The sequence below is a fragment of the Roseateles sp. FW301-B2 genome (assembly GCF_058788955.1).
In genome coordinates this window covers 36925-57393 of the sequence record NZ_JBYTBE010000025.1, presented here as the reverse complement: position 1 = coordinate 57393, position 20469 = coordinate 36925, and the positions used below count along the sequence as shown (strand labels likewise).

General features: G+C 69.4%; 19 protein-coding genes. 15 read left to right on the top strand and 4 right to left on the bottom strand.

The features are described 5' to 3' along the window. Positions 1 to 44: 44 nt before the first annotated feature. The 3 genes from AC3WQY_RS17070 (at position 45) to AC3WQY_RS17060 (ending at position 4606) form a co-directional block, all read left to right on the top strand. Complete coding sequence (locus tag AC3WQY_RS17070; protein ID WP_492709753.1) at positions 45 to 2357, top strand: NADP-dependent malic enzyme; 2313 nt, start codon at positions 45 to 47, stop codon at positions 2355 to 2357. Positions 2358 to 2442: 85 nt separating this feature from the next. Continuing rightward, the gene (gene pyk / locus AC3WQY_RS17065; protein WP_285235177.1) at positions 2443 to 3873 is read left to right on the top strand and encodes a pyruvate kinase; all 1431 of its coding nucleotides are present in this window, start codon (positions 2443 to 2445) and stop codon (positions 3871 to 3873) included. Positions 3874 to 3883: 10 nt separating this feature from the next. Beyond that, positions 3884 to 4606, top strand: a complete 723-nt coding sequence (locus AC3WQY_RS17060) for a substrate-binding periplasmic protein (RefSeq protein ID WP_492709752.1) — start codon at positions 3884 to 3886, stop codon at positions 4604 to 4606. 37 nt (positions 4607 to 4643) lie between these two features. On the opposite strand, the gene AC3WQY_RS17055 is transcribed toward AC3WQY_RS17060, so the two are convergent. Together AC3WQY_RS17055 and AC3WQY_RS17050 are read right to left on the bottom strand one after the other, a co-directional pair. Continuing rightward, positions 4644 to 5297 (bottom strand): PEP-CTERM sorting domain-containing protein, encoded by a 654-nt coding sequence (locus tag AC3WQY_RS17055; RefSeq protein ID WP_492709751.1) that lies wholly within the window; start codon positions 5295 to 5297, stop codon positions 4644 to 4646. A gap of 199 nt (positions 5298 to 5496) precedes the next feature. Beyond that, on the bottom strand, positions 5497 to 6516 hold the full coding sequence (locus AC3WQY_RS17050; RefSeq protein ID WP_492709750.1) for an ATP-binding protein: 1020 nt from the start codon (positions 6514 to 6516) through the stop codon (positions 5497 to 5499). Between the two features lie 234 nt (positions 6517 to 6750). Between AC3WQY_RS17050 and fba the strand changes: the two genes are divergently transcribed. The 3 genes from fba (at position 6751) to AC3WQY_RS17035 (ending at position 9975) form a co-directional block, all read left to right on the top strand. After that, positions 6751 to 7815, top strand: a complete 1065-nt coding sequence (gene fba, locus AC3WQY_RS17045; RefSeq protein WP_285235180.1) for a class II fructose-bisphosphate aldolase — start codon at positions 6751 to 6753, stop codon at positions 7813 to 7815. Between the two features lie 139 nt (positions 7816 to 7954). Continuing rightward, positions 7955 to 8851 carry a phosphoribosylaminoimidazolesuccinocarboxamide synthase gene (locus tag AC3WQY_RS17040; protein ID WP_492709749.1) on the top strand — a complete coding sequence of 299 codons (897 nt, stop codon included), beginning with the start codon at positions 7955 to 7957 and terminating at the stop codon, positions 8849 to 8851. 20 nt (positions 8852 to 8871) lie between these two features. Beyond that, on the top strand, positions 8872 to 9975 hold the full coding sequence (locus tag AC3WQY_RS17035) for a hypothetical protein (RefSeq protein ID WP_492709748.1): 1104 nt from the start codon (positions 8872 to 8874) through the stop codon (positions 9973 to 9975). Here AC3WQY_RS17035 and AC3WQY_RS17030 read toward each other — a convergent pair. Beyond that, positions 9972 to 10931: a tetratricopeptide repeat protein gene (locus AC3WQY_RS17030; RefSeq protein ID WP_492709747.1), complete on the bottom strand. Its 960-nt coding sequence runs from the start codon at positions 10929 to 10931 to the stop codon at positions 9972 to 9974. The two genes, AC3WQY_RS17035 and AC3WQY_RS17030, sit on opposite strands and share 4 nt — an antisense overlap. A gap of 93 nt (positions 10932 to 11024) precedes the next feature. Here AC3WQY_RS17030 and purE point away from each other — a divergent pair, with 93 nt between their 5' ends. The 6 genes from purE to AC3WQY_RS17000 all read left to right on the top strand — a co-directional run bounded on the left by purE (position 11025) and on the right by AC3WQY_RS17000 (position 16907). Beyond that, positions 11025 to 11522, top strand: coding sequence for a 5-(carboxyamino)imidazole ribonucleotide mutase (gene purE, locus AC3WQY_RS17025; protein WP_492709772.1), 498 nt, complete (start codon positions 11025 to 11027; stop codon positions 11520 to 11522). Then, positions 11522 to 12694: a 5-(carboxyamino)imidazole ribonucleotide synthase gene (locus tag AC3WQY_RS17020; RefSeq protein ID WP_492709746.1), complete on the top strand. Its 1173-nt coding sequence runs from the start codon at positions 11522 to 11524 to the stop codon at positions 12692 to 12694. The genes purE and AC3WQY_RS17020 overlap by 1 nt, the downstream gene beginning before the upstream one ends. A gap of 2 nt (positions 12695 to 12696) precedes the next feature. Next, positions 12697 to 13698, top strand: coding sequence for an L-threonylcarbamoyladenylate synthase (locus AC3WQY_RS17015; RefSeq protein WP_492709745.1), 1002 nt, complete (start codon positions 12697 to 12699; stop codon positions 13696 to 13698). Between the two features lie 32 nt (positions 13699 to 13730). Further along, positions 13731 to 14681, top strand: coding sequence for an SGNH/GDSL hydrolase family protein (locus AC3WQY_RS17010; protein ID WP_492709744.1), 951 nt, complete (start codon positions 13731 to 13733; stop codon positions 14679 to 14681). A gap of 158 nt (positions 14682 to 14839) precedes the next feature. After that, positions 14840 to 16207 (top strand): alpha/beta hydrolase family protein, encoded by a 1368-nt coding sequence (locus tag AC3WQY_RS17005; protein ID WP_492709743.1) that lies wholly within the window; start codon positions 14840 to 14842, stop codon positions 16205 to 16207. A gap of 25 nt (positions 16208 to 16232) precedes the next feature. Further along, complete coding sequence (locus tag AC3WQY_RS17000) at positions 16233 to 16907, top strand: OmpW/AlkL family protein (RefSeq protein ID WP_492709742.1); 675 nt, start codon at positions 16233 to 16235, stop codon at positions 16905 to 16907. 7 nt (positions 16908 to 16914) lie between these two features. Here AC3WQY_RS17000 and dacB read toward each other — a convergent pair whose 3' ends face one another. Beyond that, positions 16915 to 18396, bottom strand: coding sequence for a D-alanyl-D-alanine carboxypeptidase/D-alanyl-D-alanine endopeptidase (dacB, locus tag AC3WQY_RS16995; RefSeq protein WP_492709741.1), 1482 nt, complete (start codon positions 18394 to 18396; stop codon positions 16915 to 16917). Between the two features lie 33 nt (positions 18397 to 18429). On the opposite strand from dacB, the gene tsaB reads away from it, so the two are divergent. The 3 genes from tsaB to AC3WQY_RS16980 are packed head-to-tail and all read left to right on the top strand — an operon-like array spanning position 18430 to position 20452. Continuing rightward, positions 18430 to 19158 carry a tRNA (adenosine(37)-N6)-threonylcarbamoyltransferase complex dimerization subunit type 1 TsaB gene (gene tsaB / locus AC3WQY_RS16990; RefSeq protein ID WP_492709740.1) on the top strand — a complete coding sequence of 243 codons (729 nt, stop codon included), beginning with the start codon at positions 18430 to 18432 and terminating at the stop codon, positions 19156 to 19158. Then, a complete protein-coding gene (gene rimI / locus AC3WQY_RS16985) occupies positions 19155 to 19658 on the top strand; it encodes a ribosomal protein S18-alanine N-acetyltransferase (protein ID WP_492709739.1) in 504 nt (167 codons plus the stop codon). The genes tsaB and rimI overlap by 4 nt, the downstream gene beginning before the upstream one ends. Then, positions 19655 to 20452 (top strand): uracil-DNA glycosylase, encoded by a 798-nt coding sequence (locus AC3WQY_RS16980; RefSeq protein ID WP_492709738.1) that lies wholly within the window; start codon positions 19655 to 19657, stop codon positions 20450 to 20452. Before rimI ends, AC3WQY_RS16980 begins: the two co-directional genes overlap by 4 nt. Positions 20453 to 20469: the final 17 nt, after the last annotated feature.

The following is a 20469-nucleotide window of genomic DNA, read 5'->3' as shown; positions in this document are numbered from 1 at the left end:
GGGAGTAAGCTCACCTGCCCTAGAACGACGATCAGGAGACCTGGATGAGCAACAAGCCTTTGTCGCCGGCCGAAAGCGCGCTGCGTGAAGCTGCACTCGAGTACCACCGCAGCCCCACACGCGGCAAGATCGCCGTCACGCCGACCAAGGCGCTCTCCAACCAGCGCGACCTCTCGCTGGCCTACTCGCCCGGCGTGGCCTATGCCTGCCTGGCGATCGAGGAAGATCCGTCGCTGGCGGCCGAGTACACCTCGCGCGCCAACCTGGTGGGCGTGATCACCAACGGCACGGCGGTGCTGGGCCTGGGCGACATCGGCCCGCTGGCCGGCAAGCCGGTGATGGAGGGCAAGGGCTGCCTGTTCAAGAAGTTCGCCGGCATCGATGTGTTCGACATCGAACTGGCCGAGCGCGACCCCGACAAGCTGGTGGACATGATCGCGGCGATGGAGCCCACCCTGGGCGGCATCAACCTCGAGGACATCAAGGCGCCCGAGTGCTTCTACATCGAGAAGAAGCTGCGCGAGCGCATGAACATCCCGGTCTTCCACGACGATCAGCATGGCACCGCCATCATCTCCAGCGCCGCGCTGCTGAACGGCCTGGAACTGGTGGGCAAGGACATCGCCAAGGTCAAGGTGGCGGTGTCGGGCGCGGGCGCAGCGGCGATCGCCTGCCTGGACGTGATGGTGGGCCTGGGCGTGCAGCGCGCCAATGTGTTCGTGTGCGACTCCAAGGGCGTGATCCAGAGCGAGCGCGAGGACGCCAAGGCCGGCAAGCTGGACGAGTCCAAGCAGCGTTATTGCCAGGTCACGGGCGCGCGCACGCTGGGCGATGTGGTGGAGGGCGCCGATGTCTTCCTGGGTTGCTCGGCCGCCGGCGTGCTGACGCAGGCGATGGTCAAGACCATGGCCGCTCAGCCCATCATCCTGGCGCTGGCCAATCCCGAGCCCGAGATCCGCCCCGAGCTGGCCAAGGAAGTGCGGCCCGATTGCATCATCGCCACCGGCCGTTCGGACTATCCGAACCAGGTCAACAACGTGCTCTGCTTCCCCTATATCTTCCGTGGCGCGCTGGACTGCGGCGCCACCAAGATCACCGAGGCCATGAAGCTGGCCTGCGTGCGCGAGATCGCCGCCCTGGCCAAGGCCGAAACCAGCGACGAGGTGGCCGCCGCCTATGTGGGCCAGGAGCTCAGCTTCGGCCCCGACTACCTGATCCCCAAGCCCTTCGATGCGCGCCTGATCCTGCGCATCGCACCGGCGGTGGCCAGGGCCGCCGAGGAGTCGGGTGTGGCCGAGCGTCCGATCAAGGACCTGGCCGCCTATCGCCAGTCGCTGGAGCGCTTTGTCTACCAGACCGGCATGTTCATGCGCCCGGTGTTCTCCGCCGCCAAGGCCAACCCGGCACGCGTGATCTACGCCGAGGGTGAGGATGAGCGCGTGCTGCGCGCGGTGCAGGTGGTGCTGGACGAGGGCCTCGCCAAGCCCACCCTGATCGGCCGCCCCGAGGTGATCGCGATGCGCATCCAGCGCGCCGGCCTGCGCCTCAAGCTGGGCGAGGACGTGCAGGTCATCGACCCCGACAACGACGCGCGCTTCCGCCAGTACTGGGAGACCTACCACAAGGCGATGGGCCGGCGCGGCTTCACGCCCGAGATGGCCAAGGCGGCGGTGCGGCGCTCGGCCACCACCATCGGTGCGCTGGCCATCAAGCTGGGCGATGCCGACGCGATGATCTGCGGCATGGTGGGCCGCTTTGATTCGCACCTGGAGCATGTGGCCGACCTGATCGGCCTGAAGCCCGGCGCCCAGACCTTCGCCACCATGAATGCGCTGATGCTGGACAAGCACACGCTCTTCATCACCGACACCTTCGTCAACGACGCACCCAGCGCCGAGCAGCTCGCCGAGATCGCCGCGATGGCGGCCGAGGAGGTGCAGCGCTTCGGCCTGCCGCCCAAGCTGGCCTTCGTCTCGCACTCGATGTTCGGCTCCAGCAAGCGCCCCTCGGCCCTCAAGATGCGGCGCGCGCACGAGCTGTTCGCCGCCGCCCATCCGGAGATCGAAAGCGATGGCGAGATGCACGGCGATGCCGCGCTGTCGGAAAGCGTGCGCCATGCCTTCCTGCCCGACAGCACGCTCACCGGCTCGGCCAATCTGCTGGTGCTGCCGACGCTGGATGCCGCCAACATCCTCTTCAATGTGCTGAAGATCACCAGCGGCCAGGGCGTCACGGTGGGCCCGGTGCTGTTGGGTGCGGCCGCGCCGGTGCACATCCTCACGCCCTCGGCCACGGTGCGCCGCATCGTCAACATGACGGCGCTGGCGGTGGCCGATGTGCTGGCCGGGAAATCCTGAGTCGCCGTAACTCTGCGTAACCGATAGAGCCCTCTAATCCGGGCTCATAATCGTTCGCCTGTAACTGAATTACTGCGAGTGCCCCATGTCCCGAGCCACCAAGATCGTCGCCACCCTCGGCCCCGCTTCCTCGACCCCCGAGGTGCTGGAGCGCATGATCCGGGCCGGCGTCGACGTGGTGCGGCTGAACTTCTCGCACGGCAAGGCGCAGGACCATATCGACCGCGCCCGCCTGGTGCGTGAGGCCGCGGCGGCGGCCGGCAAGCAGGTGGCCATCATGGCCGACCTGCAGGGCCCCAAGATCCGCGTCGGCAAGTTCGAGCACGGCAAGATCGAGCTCATCAACGGCAACAAGTTCGTCCTCGATGCCGACCGCAGCGAGCTCGGCAATGACGAGGCCGTGGGCCTGGACTACAAGGAGCTGCCGCGCGATGTGAAGCCCGGCGACACCCTGCTGCTGAACGACGGCCTGCTGGTGCTGACGGTGGACGCGGTGCGCGGCGCGGCGGTGCACACCACCGTCAAGCTGGGCGGCGAGCTGTCCAACAACAAGGGCATCAACAAGCAGGGCGGCGGCCTCACCGCGCCAGCGCTGACCGCCAAGGACATGGAAGACATCAAGACCGCGATGAGCTTCCAGGCCGAGTACGTGGCGGTGAGCTTCCCCAAGAACGCCACCGACATGGAGATGGCGCGCCAGCTCTGCAATGTGGCCGGCGAGCCCTATCGCCACAAGCCCGGCCTGATCGCCAAGATCGAGCGCAGCGAGGCCATCCCGCATCTGGAAGCCATCCTCAAGGCCAGCGACGGCATCATGGTGGCGCGCGGCGACCTGGCGGTGGAGGTGGGCAATGCGGCCGTGCCGGCGCTGCAGAAACGCATGATCAAGCTGGCGCGCGAACTCGACAAGGTGGCCATCACCGCCACCCAGATGATGGAGTCGATGATCGTCAACCCGGTGCCGACGCGCGCCGAGGTCAGCGACGTGGCGAATGCGGTGCTGGACGGCACCGATGCGGTGATGCTCAGCGCCGAGACCGCGGCCGGCAAGTTCCCGGTCGAGACCATCGAGCAGATGGCCGCGATCGCGCTTGAGGCCGAGCGGGCCGAGTTCGTCAGCCTGGACACCGATTTCGCCGGCCGCCAGTTCGGCCGCATCGACCAGAGCATCGCGATGGGCGCGCTCTTCACCGCCTACCACCTCGGCTGCAAGGCCATCCTGGCGCTCACCGAGTCGGGCTCCACCGCGCTGTGGATGAGCCGCCACCGCATCCAGGTGCCGATCTATGCGCTCACCACGCAAGCGATCAGCCAGACCAAGATGACGCTCTACCGCAATGTGCGCCCGCTCTTGATGCCCAAGTACGAGGACCGCGACACCGCGCTGGCCGCGGCCGAGAAGATCCTGGTGGACAAGGGAGTCCTGATGCCTGGAGACACCTATGCCATCACCTGTGGCGAACCGATGGGTTACCCAGGCGGTACCAATATGCTCAAGGTCTGCCGCGTCGGCTGACCAGGCCCCTTTGCTGAGCCGGCGCGGCTGCCTGCTCACCGGCCTGGCATGGCCGGGCGCGGTGCGCGCGCAGGTGCTGCCGGAGGTGCCGCTGGCGCTGGGCCAGTTTGCCAACATGGCCTTCGTCGGTCCGCTGCTGGAGCTGCTCGCGCAGGGCGCGGGTTTGCGCTGGCGATTGCTGCCGCTGCCCTTCGGGCGCGTTGTCGCCATGGCCGAGCGTGGCCAGGCCCTGGGCTTTGGCCTGGGGCGCACGCCGGCGCGCGAGGAGATCCTGGAATTCAGCAAGGCCTTGTTCGTCAGCCGGGTCTGGCCGGTCAGCCGGCGCGATCTGGGCCTGAACCTGCGTGGCCCCGAGGACTTGCGCGGACTCAAGGTCTGCATGGGTCGCACGGTCAGCTATGGGGCGGCGCTGGATGCGGCCAAGGGCAGGCACTTCCAGGTCGAGTACTCGGACGGAGATCCGGCCGCGCGCCTGCGCATGCTGATGGCAGGGCGCTGTGACGTGCTGCTCACCACGCATCGCAGCGCCGACGCCTGGCTGCTGGAGCGCCGCCTGCGCCAGGCCGGCGGCTATTCGGCCGCCCTGATGGTGGGCCCGCAGGCACTGGTCACCGACCCGGTCCACATCGCCGCCGCCAAGGGCAGCGAATGGGCGGCCTACCTGCCGCGCATCGACGCGGCCCTGGCGAAGGCGCGCGAGCAGATACGCGAGCTGGTGGACAGCGCGCTCTAGGCGCGCCGGCTCGGGCGGCGCGGCACCCGCGGTCGCGTCAGGCCTTCTGCCGGCGATGCTGCGAACGCCGCAGCCCCAGGGCAGCGAGACCCAGTGCCAGCATGCCGAAGGTAGCCGGTTCGGGCACTGCCGCGATGGCATCGATGCGTATCGATGGGGTCGCGCCGGGAATCGATTCCCAGCTGCCCGGCGCATCGAAACCGGCATCAAAGGCGAACTTCCCCAGCGATTTGCCGGCGGCGGAGGCGATGACTCCGATGGAGCTCTGCGCGGCTTCGATTGAAAGCCAGTAGGTGCCCGGGCCGACCACCCAGTTCAGCCCCTCTGCGGTATGCCAGGCCCCGGCTGCATCGGCGGCAAGCGTCAGCATGCTGCTTGCATAGAGAAGGTTGCCCGGCAGGCCCGAGCTGTTGTCGTAGAGCTTGAAGTTGAACGTGCCGGCGGACGCCCAAGTGGGTGCGTAGTACTGCAGATGGGTCGCCACCGAGCTGATGGCGTAGCTATCGCTGAGCGTGAACATGCCGGCGACAAACTGGTGGAAGCGACCATCTCCGGAGCCTGACAAGGCGTTGCCGATTCCCGGCATATAGGGTTCACCGGTGTCCACGATGAGGACCGCATGCGCCGTGCCGAGCGAGCAGGCGAGGGCGAGCGCCGCTGCGGCGCGGGCGATACGACGTGTGTTTGACAAGGGAACCCTCCTGAGGCGTGCGGCGGCGAGGCCGTCTTGTCGCTATTGCTTGTGGCGCGAGCGGTGGTGCGAGCGCGTGCGGATTTTGAATCAAGCTGCGCGCAGCTCCCGCGGCATTCCCCCCTGAATGCGCGGCCGGGCATTCCCCTGCAGGCTGCCGCCGGCCCGTTGGCTCGCGCGGGCACGCACGAGTTTTGAATCAGCTGTTCTGCGCGCTCTTCACCAGCGCCGCGATGCGCGGCGTCATGTGGGTGGGCAGCAGCTCCACCTCCTGGTGGGCGCGCGCGAAGACGCGGAACAGCTCGTCGGTGAAGCCGTGGCCCACGTCCTCCACCCCGGCGAAGCTGATCTCGGCGCGGCGGAACTGCGGCAGCCGCGCCGCCACGCGCCGCGCCTGGGCGCGGCTGTCCAGCGCCTGGCCGGGGCCGGCCAGTAGGCGCAGATTGATGGTGGTGCGGTCGAACGCGATGCCGGTGCCGTCCATGCTCCAGGCCTCCATCACCTGGTCCAGCGTGCGCGTGGTGTCCAGCGCCACCGACATATAGATCGAGCTGCCCTGGCGCGGCAGCGGCCGGCCCGGCTGCCAGCCAGTGCTCTCCCAGGCGCGGCGCTGGAAGGCCGTGCCATTGGCATGGATGTCGAACACATCGGCCAGCTGCGAGCTGAAGAACAGGCCGCGGCCGGTGTGCTGGGCGGGCTGGCTGGTGAGGCGGCCCTTGCTCAGCTCCAGCATGGCATGCTGGGCGTCGGCGATGTCGAAGGCCTCGCAGATCTTGCTGAACACGCCGCAACCGTCGTCCGACACCAGCAGCTGCGCGTGGCTGGGGGTCTGGCGCAGCGAGACGGTGACGCTGGTGCCGCCGCTGTGGTCGGCGGCGTTGTTCACCAGCTCGGTGAAGCCATGCTGGACCATGCGGGCCACATGCCGGGGGAGCTCGAAGTTGGGCGCAAAGTCGCGCTGCCAGGGCAGATCCTCCTGCAGGCCATGCAGGGTGTAGCTGCGCACCACCTGGCGCAGCAGGCCGGGGCCGTAGACGGGGCGCCGGCTGCTGCCGCTGCGCGTCAGCCATTGCGCATCGACCAGGCGACGCAGCGCGGCCAGGCTGGCGCGGTGGCTGGCGCCGGTGCGCTCTTCCACATGGGCGGCCAGGTCCAGCGCATGCTCGCGCGCGGCCGCCGTGATCCAGAGCGTCAGGTGATCAAGGGCAAGTCGGGTCATAGGCAAGGGCGTCGGCAACAGGCCAAGTTGCAGCCTAATGGCAGGCAGTGGGCGCCGCAAGCGAGCTTGCACGCCCCCGCGGCTGAGGGGACACTGGGGCGACGCCGCGCAACAGGCATGCCCGCGCAGGGCCGCACCGCTAGAATCGCCAGCAGTTACGGTGCGGTTACATGGCGAGGCCACGCTGCCCCATGTCTGCGCCAGCAGGATTTATCACTTCCTCGGAGAACTTCCATGGCTCTCGTTTCCATGCGCCAGCTGCTGGACCATGCCGCCGAACACGGCTACGGCATCCCGGCCTTCAACGTCAACAACCTGGAGCAGGTGCAGGCCGTGATGGCCGCCGCCGATGAGGCGGGCGCCCCGGTGATCCTGCAGGCCTCGGCCGGCGCGCGCAAGTACGCGGGCGAGAGCTTCATCAAGCATCTGGTGATCGCCGCCGTCGAGTCCTATCCGCATATCCCGGTGGTGATGCACCAGGACCATGGCCAGACCCCGGCGATCTGCCAGGGCGCCATCGACCTGGGCTTCAGCTCGGTGATGATGGACGGCTCGTTGCGCGCCGACGGCAAGACCCCGGCCGACTTTGCCTACAACGTCGACGTGACCCGCCAGGTGGTGGCGCTGGCGCACAAGGTGGGCGTCACGGTGGAGGGCGAGCTGGGCTGCCTGGGCTCGCTGGAAACCGGCCAGGCCGGCGAGGAAGACGGCATCGGCGCCGAGGGCGTGCTGGACCACTCGGCCCTGCTCACCGATCCCGAGGAGGCTGCTCTCTTCGTCAAGGAAACCGGCCTGGATGCGCTGGCCATCGCCATCGGCACCAGCCATGGCGCCTACAAGTTCAGCCGCAAGCCCACCGGCGACATCCTGGCGATCAGCCGCGTGAAGGAAATCCACGCCCGCATTCCCAACACCCATCTGGTCATGCATGGCAGCTCCAGCGTGCCGCAGGAGCTGCTGGCCATCATCAACCAGTACGGCGGCAAGATGAAGGAAACCTACGGCGTGCCCGTCGAGGAAATCCAGGAAGCGATCAAGTTCGGCGTGCGCAAGATCAATATCGACACCGACATCCGCCTGGCGATGACCGGCGCGGTGCGCAAGTTCCTGGCCGAGAATCCCGAGAAGTTTGACGCACGCGAGTGGCTCAAGCCGGCGCGCGAGGCCGCCAAGGCCGTATGCAAGCAGCGCTATATGGAGTTCAATTGCGAGGGCCAGGCGGGCAAGATCAAGGCACGCAGCCTGGTCGACGTCGCGGCGGCCTATGCGCGCGGCGAGTTGGCTCAAGTCGTGCAGTAACAGACTCCACAAGAAGAAGGACGATTCGCGTTTGTGGCCCGAGGGTGCGAGCCCCCGGGCCCTTTTTTTGACCGCTCGATGGCGGGCACTCGGCCGGCCGCGCGCCTAAAATCCAGGCCTCTTCGTTGGAACCCCCGCCATGACCGCTGCTTTGCTGAACTCCTCGCTGACCTCGCTTCCCCTCATCGCCCGTGGCAAGGTGCGCGAAAACTATGCGGTGGGCAGCGACCGCATCCTGATGGTGGCGAGCGACCGCATCTCGGCCTACGACGTCATCATGGGCGAGCCCATCCCGGGCAAGGGCGCGCTGCTGACGCAGATGGCGTTGTTCTGGTTCAAGCAGCTCGAGGGCATCGTGCCCAACCACCTCACCGGCGAGGACCCGCTCTCGGTGGTGAGCGAGGCCGACAAGGCGCAGGTGCGCGAGCGCTCCATGCTGGTCAAGCGCCTCAAGCCCCTGCCCATCGAGGCGGTGGTGCGCGGCTATCTGGCCGGCAGCGGCTGGGCCGAGTACAAGCAAAGCGGTGAGGTCTGCGGCGTCAAGCTGCCGGCCGGCCTGCAGAACGCCAGCAAGCTGCCCGCGCCCATCTTCACGCCGGCCACCAAGGCCGAGATGGGCGACCACGACGAGAACATCAATTTCGCGCGCTGCGTCGAGATCATCGGCCAGGACCTGGCCGAGCGCGTGCGCGACATCTCGATCCAGCTCTACCAGCGCGCCGCCGACTATGCGCTCGGCAAGGGCATCATCATTGCCGACACCAAGTTCGAGTTCGGCCTCGATGCCGACGGCACGCTGACCCTGATGGACGAGGTGCTGACGCCCGATTCCTCGCGCTACTGGCCGGCCGAGAGCTATGCGGTGGGCAGCAACCCGCCCAGCTACGACAAGCAGTTCCTGCGCGACTGGCTGGAGCAGGCCCAGGTGGACGGCAAGCCCTGGGGCAAGGTGGCGCCGGCGCCGGCCCTGCCCGCCGCGGTGATCGAACAGACGGCGGCCAAGTACCGCGAAGCGCTGGAACGCCTGACGCGCTGAGGCCCAGCAGGGAGCAGGCCATGCAAGAGATCAAGTCACGCCTGCTCAAGCAGCTGGATCAGCAGATCGCCGCCGCGCCCTCGCCGGTGCAGGCGGCCTGCTTCAAGGCCAAGCGCGCGATGCTGCTGGCGCGCCATGGTGCGCTGGTGGAGGCGCGCGAGGAACTCACCGGCCTGCATCAGCTCGCCTTCCAGCACCCCCATCCCGAGATCGGCGCCTGGCTGCACATGGCCGAGGGCCTGATGAGCTATTACACCGATTTCAGCGCCAGCACCCAAGACAAGGTGCAGCGCGCCTATGCGATCGCCAAGTCGGTGGGCATCGGCGAGATCGAGGCGCTGGCCTGCGCCTGGCTGGCCCAACTGGCCTATGTGCGCCACGACCTGCCGGCGATGCTGGCGCATGTGCGCACCTGCCTGCAGACGGCCGCGCCCGAGCATCGCGTGGCGCGCAGCCGTGCCTGCATGTGCATGGGCCTGGCCTGGCACTATGCCGGCGCGCAGGAGCTGGCCCAGCCCTGGTATGCCAAGGCGCGCGCGCATGCCGCCGCCGAGGGCGACGATGCCACCCTGTCGGCGCTGATGTACAACATGGCCGAGATGCGCACCGCCGAGGCGCGGCGCCTGGCGTTGGCGGCCCCGGCGCAGGCGCGGCCGGAGCTGCTGCTGGGGGTCGACTCGGTGCGCCACTACGATGCCGCCGTGGGCGCGGCGGCGATGGCTGGCCTGACGCCGGTGTTGCGCGCCCAGATACTGGCCATCCAGGGTGACTACGAGCAGGCGCGCCAGCTCTATGAGGAGCATCTGCCGCTGGCGATGTCGCGCGGGCTGGAGCGCCTGGGCAGCAGCTTGCTGGCCGATCTGGCCTGGTGCCGCGTCAACTGCGGCCAGCGCGAACATGCGCTGCATCAGGCCCGCGAGGCGGAGATCGAACTCGATCCGCGCTGCGATGTGGACGACCGGGCCGCCACCCACAGCCGCCTGGCCCAGGTCTATGCGGCGCTGGACGATCAGGCCAACGCCCAGCGCCACGCCGCGGCCGCCGAGCGCGAGTGGGCCGATTTCACGCGCCAGCAGCAGAGCTGGCGCGAGCAGCTGGCCGCCGCCGCGCTGACGCCGTCTTAGAACAGCGCCATGCTGAGCTTGCGGCGGTACTGGTCGATCAGCGGGTCGCTGGGCGCCACGGTGGTCTGACCGGCCAGCTGCAGGGCGCCGCCCTTGGGTTCGCCGGCCGTCGCCGCTGCCTTGGGGGCAGGCTTGGTCAGCAGTTCCAGGATCGCCACATAGGCCTTGCGCGCCGCCTCCTGGTTCCAGCTCTTGTCGCGCATGATGATCTCGAGCAGCTCGTCCATCGCCTCGGTATGGCGCAGCGCCGCCAGCTGCAGCTGGGCGAGGGCGTAGCGGGACTCGAAGTCGCGCTTGTTGGCGGCGATCGCGGCCTGCAGCGCGCCGGCGTCGAGGCCGGGCGCGCGCTCGGCGGCGGTCAGCCAGATCGCCAGTGCAGCGAAGCGGGCATGCGGGGTGATGGTGTCGGCGGCGCGCGCGGCCACCGGCTCGAAGGCGCTGCGCGCGGCCGCCACCTGGCCGGCCTCCAGCAGGGCCTTCACCAGATCGAAGCGGGCCTGCTCGTTGGCCGGATCGGCCGCCACCGCCGCCGCCAGCTTGTCGAGTGCCGAGGCGGTATCGCCCTCGGCCAGCAGGGCCTCGGCCTCGGCCACGTCCTCCTCGGCCGCCAGCTCGTCGGGGCTGGGCACATGCTTGTCGAGGAACTCGCGGATCTGCGCCTCGGGGATCGCGCCCACGAAACCGTCCACCGGCTGGCCGCCCACGAACATCACGCAGAAGGGGATGCTGCGCACGCCGAAGGCCTGGCTCAGCTGGCTGGCGATCTCGGGCTGCTCGTCGCTGTTGAGCTTGGCCAACTGGAAGCGGCCGGCATAGGCCGTCTCGAGCTTTTCCAGCACCGGGCCCAGGCTCTTGCAGGGGCCGCACCAGGGCGCCCAGATGTCCAGCAGCACGGGCTGCTGCACAGAGGCTTGCAAGAGGTCTTGTTCGAAGTTCTGGAGGGTGATGTCGATCATGTCGTCTCGGGGCCTGCGAGGGAATCGGAGGCAGTTGGAGGCTGCCGCCTACAATTCAAGGTTTTCCAGCCTATGGACAGCGCCGTGCAGACTATGCAGAACGCCTCTCCCCTGGTTGGCGTGGTGATGGGTTCCAGCAGTGACTGGGAGACCATGAAGCACGCCGCCGACATTCTCTCCGAGTTCGGTGTCGCTTTCGAGGCGCGGGTGGTCTCGGCGCATCGCATGCCCGACGACATGTTTACCTACGCGGAAGCCGCCGAGGGCCGTGGCCTGCGCGCCATCATTGCGGGCGCCGGTGGCGCCGCCCATCTGCCGGGCATGCTGGCCGCCAAGACGCTGGTGCCGGTGCTGGGCGTGCCGGTGGCCAGCCGCCATCTGCAGGGCGTGGACTCGCTGCATTCCATCGTGCAGATGCCCAAGGGCATCCCGGTCGCCACCTTTGCCATCGGCACCGCCGGCGCCGGCAATGCGGCGCTGTTCGCGCTGGCCATGCTGGCCCAGGACGATGCCCAGCTGCGCGACAAGCTGGCCGCCTACCGCGTGCGCCAGACCGAGGTGGCGCGTGCCATGAGCAAGGACCTGATCTGATGAGCGGCAAGCCTTTGCTGCCGGGCACGGCCACCCTGGGCGTGATGGGTGGCGGCCAGCTGGGTCGCATGTTTGTGCAGGCGGCGCAAAGCCTGGGCTACCGCACCGTGGTGCTGGACCCGGACGCGGTGAGCCCCGCCGGCGCCGTCGCGCACGAGCATATCCAGGCCGATTACCTCGACGAGGCGGGCCTGGCGCGGCTGGCCGCGCATTGCGACGCCATCACCACCGAATTCGAGAACGTGCCGGCCGCGGCGCTGGAGCGCCTGGCGCAGCAGCGCTTCGTGGCGCCCGCCGGTGCCGCCGTGGCGGTGTGCCAGGACCGCGCCGACGAGAAGGCGCATTTCCAGGCCAGCGGCGTGGCCTGCGCGCCCTATGCGCTGCTGCGCAGCGACGCCGACCTGGCGGCCGTGCCGGCCAGCCTGCTGCCCGGCATCCTCAAGACCGCCCGCATGGGCTATGACGGCAAGGGCCAGCTGCGCGTGCGCAGCGCGGCCGAGCTGGCCCAGGCCTGGGACGAACTGAAGCGCGTGCCCTGCGTGCTGGAGCAGATGCTGCCGCTGGCGCTCGAGCTCAGCGTGCTGGTGGTGCGCAATGCCGCCGGCCAGGTGGTGAGCTTCCCGGTGCAGCAGAACCTGCACCGCGACGGCATCCTGGCGGTGACCCAGGTGCCGGCGCCGGCCGCCAGCGCCGCCCTGCAACAGCAGGCGCGCGAATCTGCGGCCCGCATTGCCGCCAGCCTGCACTATGTGGGCGTGCTGTGCATCGAGTTCTTCGTGCTGCAGGATGGCGCCCTGGTGGTCAACGAGATGGCGCCGCGCCCGCACAACTCGGGCCATTACACGATGAATGCCTGCGACGTCTCGCAGTTCGAGATGCAGGTGCGCGCACTCGCCGGCCTGCCGCTGCCGACGCCACGCCTGCATTCGCCCACCGTGATGCTGAACCTGCTGGGCGACCTCTGGTTCGAGCCCGGCAGCGCTGCCGAGCGCAGCCCCGACTGGGCCGCCGTGCTGGCCCTGCCGGGCACGCATCTGCACCTCTACGGCAAGACCAGCGCGCGGCGTGGCCGCAAGATGGGCCATCTCAACATCACCGCGGCCACGGCCGCCGAGGCCGAGGCGGTGGCGCGCCAGGCGGCGGCCCTGCTGGGCCTGCCGGCCGACTGGTAAGAATGGGTGAAAACGCCATGCTGCTGAACGGCCAGGACCCCGCCGCCATTGCCCGCGCCGCCCAGGCGCTGGCCGATGGTGCCTTGGTGGCACTGCCCACCGAGACCGTCTACGGCCTGGGCGCGCGCGCCGACAGCGATGCCGCGGTGGCGCAGATCTTCGCGGCCAAGGGCCGGCCGGCCGACCATCCGCTGATCGTGCACGTGCTGGACGTCGCCGATGCCGAACGCTTTGCGCAAGACCTGCCCCCGGTGGCGCGGCGCCTGATGCAGGCCTTCTGGCCCGGCCCGCTGACGGTGATCGTGCCGCGCGCCGCCGGCATGGCCGCCGCCGCCGCGGGCGGGCAGGGCAGCATCGGCCTGCGTTGCCCGGCCCACCCGGTGGCGCGCGCCCTGCTGGCCGAGGCGCGCAAGCTGGGCGTGCTGGGCGTGGCCGCGCCCAGCGCGAACCGCTTCGGCCGCGTCAGCCCCACCTCGGCCCAGCATGTGCTGAGCGAATTCGAGCCCGGCCTGCTGGTGCTGGACGGTGGCGATTGCGAGGTGGGCATCGAGTCCAGCATCGTCGACTGCAGCCGTGGCCATCCGGTGCTGCTGCGCCCCGGCGTGCTGACCGAGGCCGAAATCGCCGCGGTGGCGGGCGAGCCGCTGGCGCCGCGCGATGCCGCGGCACCGCGCGCCTCCGGCACGCTGGCGGCCCATTACGCACCCAGCGCGGTGGTGCGGCTGCTGGCGCCCGCCGAGTTGCAGGCGGCCCTGTCTAAAGAAACCCCTCATGCCCTGGCGGTATATTCGCGCACGGTCGCCGTGCCGCAAGGCCTGCTGCAGCGCGTCATGCCCAGGCATGCGAGGGCGGCGGCCCAGGAGTTGTTTGCAGTCTTGCGCGCGTTGGACGCGCAGGGCGCACGCGAAATTTGGATCGAAACCCCCCCGGCCGATGCGGCCTGGGATGGCGTGAGGGACCGCTTGTCCCGCGCCGCAGCCGCTTTTTCTGATTCAGCCTCCTGAGGCAGGCGGTCAAGTTTTCTCTCGGAGCGTTCATGAAGAAGAGTTTCAAGCAAGGGTGGGGGCAGGCCGGTCTGGTGCTGCTGGCGGCTGCGGCGGCCATGTTGGCGGGCTGCGGTGGCGGCAGCAGCCAGATCGAGCCCTTTGCGCCCACGCGCATCATGGCCATGGGTGACGAGGCCAGCTACCTGACCACCGAAGGCAAGAAGTACGCGGTGAACGCCGTGGACGACACCACCCTGGCGCTGAAGTGCCAGAACAACCCGATCTGGGTGCAGGCCCTGGCCACCCAGTTCGGCCTGGTGTTCCCGCAGTGCAACCCCGACAACGTGGCCACGCCCAAGGGCATCATGTATGCGCGTCCGGGCGCCAAGGTCGATGGCGTGAAGGCGCAGATCGACCAGCAGTTCTCGGCCGGTGGCTTCACCAGCAAGGATCTGGTGGCGATCCTGGTGGGCAGCAACGATCTGATCGATCTGTACCGCCAGTTCCCGGCGCAGAACCGCGACACCCTGCTGGCCAGCGCCGGCGAGCGCGGCCGCGCGCTGGCCGACCAGGTCAACCGCGTCGCCAACGCCGGCGGGCGCGTGCTGGTCGTGACCCTGCCGGACCTGGGCCTGACGCCCTATGCCGCCAAGGAAAAGGCCACCAAGACCGACACCGACCGCGCGGCCCTGCTGAGCGCGCTGACCCAGGCCTTCAATTCGCAGATGCGCCTCAACGTCATCAACGACGGCCGCATGATCGGCCTGGTGCTGGGCGACGAGATGTCGCAGGCGATTGCCAAGTACCCCGAGGGCTTTGGCTACGCCAACATCACCGTGGGTGCCTGCAAGGTGGCGCTGCCCGACTGCACCACCAAGACGCTGCTGGACACCGCCTCCGCCGACACCTGGCTGTGGGCCGACGATTACTGGCTGGGCAATGGCGGCCAGAACCGCCTGGGCCTGCTGGCCCAGACGCGGGCACGCAACAACCCCTTCTGATACCCGCCTCGCAGGACCGCTGCGCAACCCCGACACCGCTCCGCGGTGTCGGGGTTTTTACTTGGTGGCGACCTATTTGCGGAGAAATATAGTCATCGCTCCAAAAAAGAACGACCGTTCTTTTTTAGGCCAAAGATAAAACTCGCAACGAGGTAGGAATGAGCAGCATCAAGACATTGAGCCTGGCGGCGCTGGCCGCCGCCGCCCTGAGCGCCTGCGGTGGTGGCACCGGCGCCGCCGACAACCGCGACGACCCGCCGCCGGCGCGCGGCAATATCGCCACCGCCGTGCTGGCCGGCAAGGCCACCATCGCCGACATCGACGCCGGCACCGCGGCCAAGGGCCTGCAGCCCCTGTCCGGCAAGGCCAAGTGCGATGTCGACATCCGCTACATCGTCTACTTCACGCGCGACCCGCTCGGCCAGGCCGCCACCGCCACCGAGGGCGTGCTGGTGCCCAGCGGCAGCGACCCGGCCTGCAGCGGCGAGCGCCCGGTGCTGCTGTATGCGCATGGCACCAGCACCGCCCACGCCACCAATATGGCCGACGTGAAGAACAACAGCGAGGCCGCGCTGGCCATGGCCATGTTCGCGGCCCAGGGCTTCATCGTGGTGGCGCCCAACTACCTGGGCTACGACAAGTCCAGCCTGAACTGGCACCCCTACCTGAATGCCGAGTCCTCGGGCGTCGACATGGTGGATGGCCTGCGCGCCGCCAAGGCCCACCTGGCCGCCGAAAGCGCCGTCAAGCCCTCCGCCAAGCTGCTGGTGAGCGGCTATTCGCAGGGCGGCCATGTGGCGATGGCGGTGCACAAGATCATCGAGCGCGACTACGCCGCCGAGTTCACCGTGACGGCCTCGGCGCCGATGTCCGGCCCCTACAACATCGTCGGCTTCGGCGATGTGGTGGTGAATGTGCAGCCGAATGCCGGCGCGACCATCTTCGCGCCCATGCAGCTGACGAGTTATCAAAAGTCCTACGGCAACATCTACAGCACGCCCTCGGAGGCCTACCAGGCGCCGTTCGACGCCAGCGCCGAGAGCCTGTTTCCGAGCGACAAGTCGGTCAGCGAGCTGATCGCCGCCGGCAAGCTGCCGGCGGACCCGACCTTCACCAAGCTGTTCGGCACCGGCGGCCTGTTGAAGGACAGCTTCCGCGCCGGCTACGCGACGGGCGGCTTCCGCAAGGCGCTGCAGACCAACACCCTGCTGGGCTGGACGCCCAAGCGCCCGATCGCCCTGTGCGGCGGCAAGCAGGATCCGACGGTGTTCTTCGACATCAACACCAGCGTCTCCGCCGCCGACCTGAAGTCGCGCGGTGCGCCGCTGATGGGCGCGTACGACCTCGAGAACCTCTCCAGCCTGCCCGCGGGCGTGGCCGGCCAGACGGTCTACTTCGGCTTCCAGCAGGCCAAGGCCGCGGCCGGTGCCTCCGCCCAGGGCCAGTACCACGGTGGCCTGGTGCCGCCGTTCTGCACCGCCCTGGCGCGCGGCTTCTTCCAACAAGTGCTGGCCAGCGGCCTGTGAGTCGCAGCAGCACGGAGATACAGACATGAACCACAAGACTTCTTCCGGCCTGCTGGGCGCCCTCCTGATGGGCCTGGCCGGCACCTGTGCGGCCCAGACCCACACCGTCTATCTGGGCGGTGCCCATATCGATGTGCGCGCCGTCTCGACGCCGCTGACCCATGCCTCCCTGCCGGATGCGCGCCTGAGCGTGGGCGACCAGGACACGCTGGGCTTCGGCTACACCTACCGCTTTGCGCCCAGCTGGAGCGCCGAGCTGGCGCTGGGCCTGCCGCCCACCCACAAGGTCTATGGCGAGGGCTCGCTGAAGCCCTTCGGCCAGATCTCGGCGGTGCAGCAGTTGCCCCCCACGGTGTTCCTGAACTACCACTTCGGCGAGCTGTTGCCCAAGCTGCATCCCTTCGTGGGCCTGGGCATCAACTACACGCGCTTCCCCAAGACGCGCAGCACCGTCGCGGGCGATCTGGCCTCGGGCGGCGCCACCAACATCAAGCTGGCGGACTCCTGGGGCGCGGCCGGCCACGTCGGCCTGACGGTGCAGTTCGACAAGAACTGGTCGCTGGTCAGCACGGTGGCGATGGCCAAGGTGAAGAGCGAGGTGACGGCGGTGAGCCAGACGCGCGAGGGTGTGGTGACGCGCAACACCACCGTGGACTTCCGTCCCATCGTTACCACCCTGTCGCTGGGCTACAGCTTCTAAGGGTTCCTCACGGCGCTGTGCGCGCCGCCCCCGGCATGTCCTGCGCGGTCCAGCGCAGCAGGGCGTCCAGGGCCGGCCGTGCCGCCAGCGCCCGGCCATGGTTGACGATGGCCACGAAGGCGTAGCGCTGGCCCGAGACCGAGAGCACATAGCCGGCCAGCGCGGTCACGTCGCGCAGCGAGCCGGTCTTCAGGTGCGCGCGGCCCTGGGCGGCGCCAAAGCGCTTGGCATCGCCGCGCGCCAGCGTGCCGTCCTGGCCCGCCAGCGGCAGCGAGGCCAGCATCTCCGGCATGCTGGGGCTGGCCCAGATCTGCAGCAGCAGGCCGCCCAGCTGTGCGGCGCTGAGGCGCGAATCGCGCGACAGGCCCGAGCCATTGCTGAGCAGGAAATCGCCGTCGCCCAGGCGCTGGGCCACCCAGTCGCGCAATTGCTGGCGTGCCAGCTCCAGCGTCACCGGCGCGCCGTCCATCGGCCTGGCCAGGCTCAGCAGCAATTGCTCGGCCATCAGATTGGCGCTGAACTTGTTGATGTCGCGCACCACCTCGGCCAGCGGCGGCGAGGCGAACTCGAAGCTCGGGGGCGTGGCCGGTGCCTTGCCCTCCAGCACCTCGCCGCCCAGCTTGCCGCCGAGCTCGCGCCACATCGCCGCCAGCAGGCGGGCGTTGAAGGTGCGTGGATCGGGGTCGGCCACCGGCCAGCGCAGCTCGCCGCAGGCGGCCGGGTAGCTGCCGGCAAAGCGTGGCCGCTTGCTGTCGCTCCACTGCGCCTTCAGGGCGCCGCGCCAGTCATCGCAGGCGCCGCCGCTGAGCGGCAGCTGGCTCAGCGCCGCGCCGCCGTCCAGCGGCGGCACATCGGTGCTGACCCAGGCGACGCGCCGCTCCGGGTCGGGCCGGAAGCTGTAGGTCAGGGCCTTGTAGTTGAGCAGCAGGGCGTCGGGCTGCACATTACCGGGGCGCCAGGGCTCGCCGTCAAAGTCCGCCGGGCTGCCCGCATAAGGCGCGAAGGCGCTGCGGTCCAGCACGATATGGCCGCGGATCTCGCGCACACCCAGGGCCTGCACCTGGCGCAGCAGCAACCAGAGGCGCTCCAGCACCAGCTTGGGATCGCCCGTACCCTTGATCACCAGATCGCCCTCCAGCACGCCGCTGTCGGGCTGCAGTCTGCCGTTCAGCCAGACCGGCGTGCGCCAGGTCCAGGCCGGCCCCAGCTGTTCGAGCGCGGCCCAGGTGGTGGCCAGCTTGGCCAGCGAGGCCGGGTTCATGGCCTGCCTGGCCTGCCACTCGAACTGCGCGCCCGTCGGCCGGATCGCATGGATCCAGATGCCCAGGCTTTCGGGCGGCAGTTTCGCCTGCGCGAGGGCCTGCTGCACCGGCTCCAGCTCGGCCGGCCAGGGCGCGGCGGTGGCCGCGGGGGCGCTGGCAGCGGCGCCGGCCAGCAGCCATGCCGCGAGACCTGTTCGGAGGGGATGAAGCAAGCTTGTCAAGGGCATGGCGACGATGATCGCACGGCTACACTTGCCTCCATGACCGTGCTGCTGGCCCTCGATAGTTCCACCGAAAGCATGGCGCTGGCCCTGATCACCCCGGCCGAGCGCCTGCTGCATGAGGGCGAGGGCGGCGCCAAGGCCTCGGCCCAGATGGTGCCGGCCGCGCTGGCCCTGCTGGCGCGCGCCGGGCTCGGCCTCGCCGACGTGGACGCGATCGCCTACGGCCAGGGCCCCGGCGCCTTCACCGGCCTGCGCACCGCCTGCGCGGTGGCCCAGGGCCTGGCCCTGGGTGCCGGCAAACCGGTGCTGGCGATCGACAGCCTGATGCAGGTGGCCGAGGATGCGCGCCAGCAGGCCGCGGCCGCCGGCACCGCGCTGGGCGAGCGGGTCTGGGTGGCGATGGACGCGCGCATGAACGAGATCTACGCCGCCGCCTATGGCTGGCAGGACGGGCGCTGGCAGGCGCTGGCAGCGCCCGCGCTCTACAGCGCCGAGAGCCTGAACGCCCGCTGGGCCGACGCGAGTTCGCTGCCGCCCACCGCGGTGGCCGGCTCGGCGCTGGCGGTGTTCGGCGCCGCGCTGCAGACGGGGGCCGCCAGTCGCTGGCCCGAGTCGCGCTCGCGCGCCGCAGCGCTGGCCGAGCTGAGCCAGCAGGCCTGGGACGCCGGCACGCTGCGCGATGCTGCCGAGGCCATGCCCGTCTATGTGCGCGACAAGGTGGCCTTCACCACCGCCGAGCGCCTGGCCGCACGCGCCGCATCATGAGCGCTCAGCTCGCCGCCGCCTGGACGCCCGTGCCGGGCCCGCTGGCCCAGTTCGGGCTGCGCGCCATGACGGTGCAGGACCTCGACGCCGTGCTGGCGATCGAGCTGCGCGCCTATCCCTTTCCCTGGTCGCGCGGCAACTTCATCGATTCGCTGGCGGCCGGCTATGGCGCCTTCGTCTGGCACGACAGCCTGGGCCAGCTGCAGGGCTATTTTCTCGCCATGAAGGGCGTGGACGAGCTGCACCTGCTCAACATCACCGTGCGCCCCGAGTACCAGGGGCGTGGCCTGGCGCGCCTGATGCTGGACGGGCTCAGCCATTGGGCACGCGCCCAGGGGGCGCCGCAGATCTGGCTGGAGGTGCGCCAGAGCAATGCGCGCGCGCGCCAGGTCTATGCCCGCTACGGTTTTGCCGAAGTGGGCCTGCGGCGTGCCTATTACCCGGCCGCAGGCGGGCAGCGCGAAGACGCCATCGTGATGAACCTGGCGGTGCCCCAATGAGCTATTCGGAACGCCAGCAGGCCATGCTCGAGGCCATGGGCATCAAGGTCTGGACGGCCCCTCCCGCTGCCGCACCTACCGCACCCGCTGCCGCAAGCGCGGCCCCTCCGTCACCCGTTGCCGAGGCGCCGGTGCCGGTCGCTGCCGTGTTGCCGCCCATGCCGGTAGCGCCAGTTACGCCGCCCATACCTGCCGGTGCGCGCGAGCAGGCGATTGCCGCGATGGACTGGCCGGCGCTGCGCGAGAGCGTGGCCGGCTGCCGGGCCTGCGGCCTGAGCGAGGCGCGCAAGCAGACCGTGTTCGGCGTGGGCCATGAGCATGCGCACTGGATGGTGGTGGGCGAGGCGCCCGGCGAGCAGGAAGATCTGCAGGGCGAGCCCTTTGTCGGCCAGGCCGGCAAGCTGCTCGACAGCATGCTGCGCGCGTTGGGCCTGAGCCGCGCCGAGGGCCCGCCGGAGCGACAGGTCTTCATCGCCAATACCCTGAAATGCCGGCCGCCGCGCAACCGCAATCCCGAGCCCGCCGAGCTGGCCCAGTGCGAGCCCTATCTGAACCGCCAGATCGCCCTGGTGCAGCCGCGCATCATCCTGGCGATGGGGCGTTTTGCGGTGCAGTCGCTGCTGCGCAGCAATGAGCCGATCGGCAAATTGCGCGGGCGGGTGCATGAATACCAGGGCGTGCCCCTGATCGTGACCTACCATCCGGCCTATCTGCTGCGCAATCTGGTGGACAAGGCGCGTGCCTGGGAGGACTTGTGCCTGGCCATGGACACCCTGCAGCAAGGCAAGACCTGACACCGAGCTGAGGAGGC

What these genes read in the sequence shown, in the direction of transcription:
- AC3WQY_RS17030 (WP_492709747.1), bottom strand. Translation starts at nt 10,931, where the DNA reads ATGATCGACATCACCCTCCAGAACTTCGAACAAGACCTCTTGCAAGCC.
- pyk (WP_285235177.1), top strand. Translation starts at nt 2,443, where the DNA reads ATGTCCCGAGCCACCAAGATCGTCGCCACCCTCGGCCCCGCTTCCTCG.
- rimI (WP_492709739.1), top strand. Translation starts at nt 19,155, where the DNA reads ATGAGCGCTCAGCTCGCCGCCGCCTGGACGCCCGTGCCGGGCCCGCTG.
- AC3WQY_RS17040 (WP_492709749.1), top strand. Translation starts at nt 7,955, where the DNA reads ATGACCGCTGCTTTGCTGAACTCCTCGCTGACCTCGCTTCCCCTCATC.
- dacB (WP_492709741.1), bottom strand. Translation starts at nt 18,396, where the DNA reads ATGCCCTTGACAAGCTTGCTTCATCCCCTCCGAACAGGTCTCGCGGCA.
- AC3WQY_RS17010 (WP_492709744.1), top strand. Translation starts at nt 13,731, where the DNA reads ATGAAGAAGAGTTTCAAGCAAGGGTGGGGGCAGGCCGGTCTGGTGCTG.
- AC3WQY_RS17035 (WP_492709748.1), top strand. Translation starts at nt 8,872, where the DNA reads ATGCAAGAGATCAAGTCACGCCTGCTCAAGCAGCTGGATCAGCAGATC.
- AC3WQY_RS17070 (WP_492709753.1), top strand. Translation starts at nt 45, where the DNA reads ATGAGCAACAAGCCTTTGTCGCCGGCCGAAAGCGCGCTGCGTGAAGCT.
- AC3WQY_RS17005 (WP_492709743.1), top strand. Translation starts at nt 14,840, where the DNA reads ATGAGCAGCATCAAGACATTGAGCCTGGCGGCGCTGGCCGCCGCCGCC.
- AC3WQY_RS17000 (WP_492709742.1), top strand. Translation starts at nt 16,233, where the DNA reads ATGAACCACAAGACTTCTTCCGGCCTGCTGGGCGCCCTCCTGATGGGC.
- fba (WP_285235180.1), top strand. Translation starts at nt 6,751, where the DNA reads ATGGCTCTCGTTTCCATGCGCCAGCTGCTGGACCATGCCGCCGAACAC.
- AC3WQY_RS16980 (WP_492709738.1), top strand. Translation starts at nt 19,655, where the DNA reads ATGAGCTATTCGGAACGCCAGCAGGCCATGCTCGAGGCCATGGGCATC.
- AC3WQY_RS17015 (WP_492709745.1), top strand. Translation starts at nt 12,697, where the DNA reads ATGGGTGAAAACGCCATGCTGCTGAACGGCCAGGACCCCGCCGCCATT.
- AC3WQY_RS17020 (WP_492709746.1), top strand. Translation starts at nt 11,522, where the DNA reads ATGAGCGGCAAGCCTTTGCTGCCGGGCACGGCCACCCTGGGCGTGATG.
- purE (WP_492709772.1), top strand. Translation starts at nt 11,025, where the DNA reads ATGCAGAACGCCTCTCCCCTGGTTGGCGTGGTGATGGGTTCCAGCAGT.
- tsaB (WP_492709740.1), top strand. Translation starts at nt 18,430, where the DNA reads ATGACCGTGCTGCTGGCCCTCGATAGTTCCACCGAAAGCATGGCGCTG.
- AC3WQY_RS17050 (WP_492709750.1), bottom strand. Translation starts at nt 6,516, where the DNA reads ATGACCCGACTTGCCCTTGATCACCTGACGCTCTGGATCACGGCGGCC.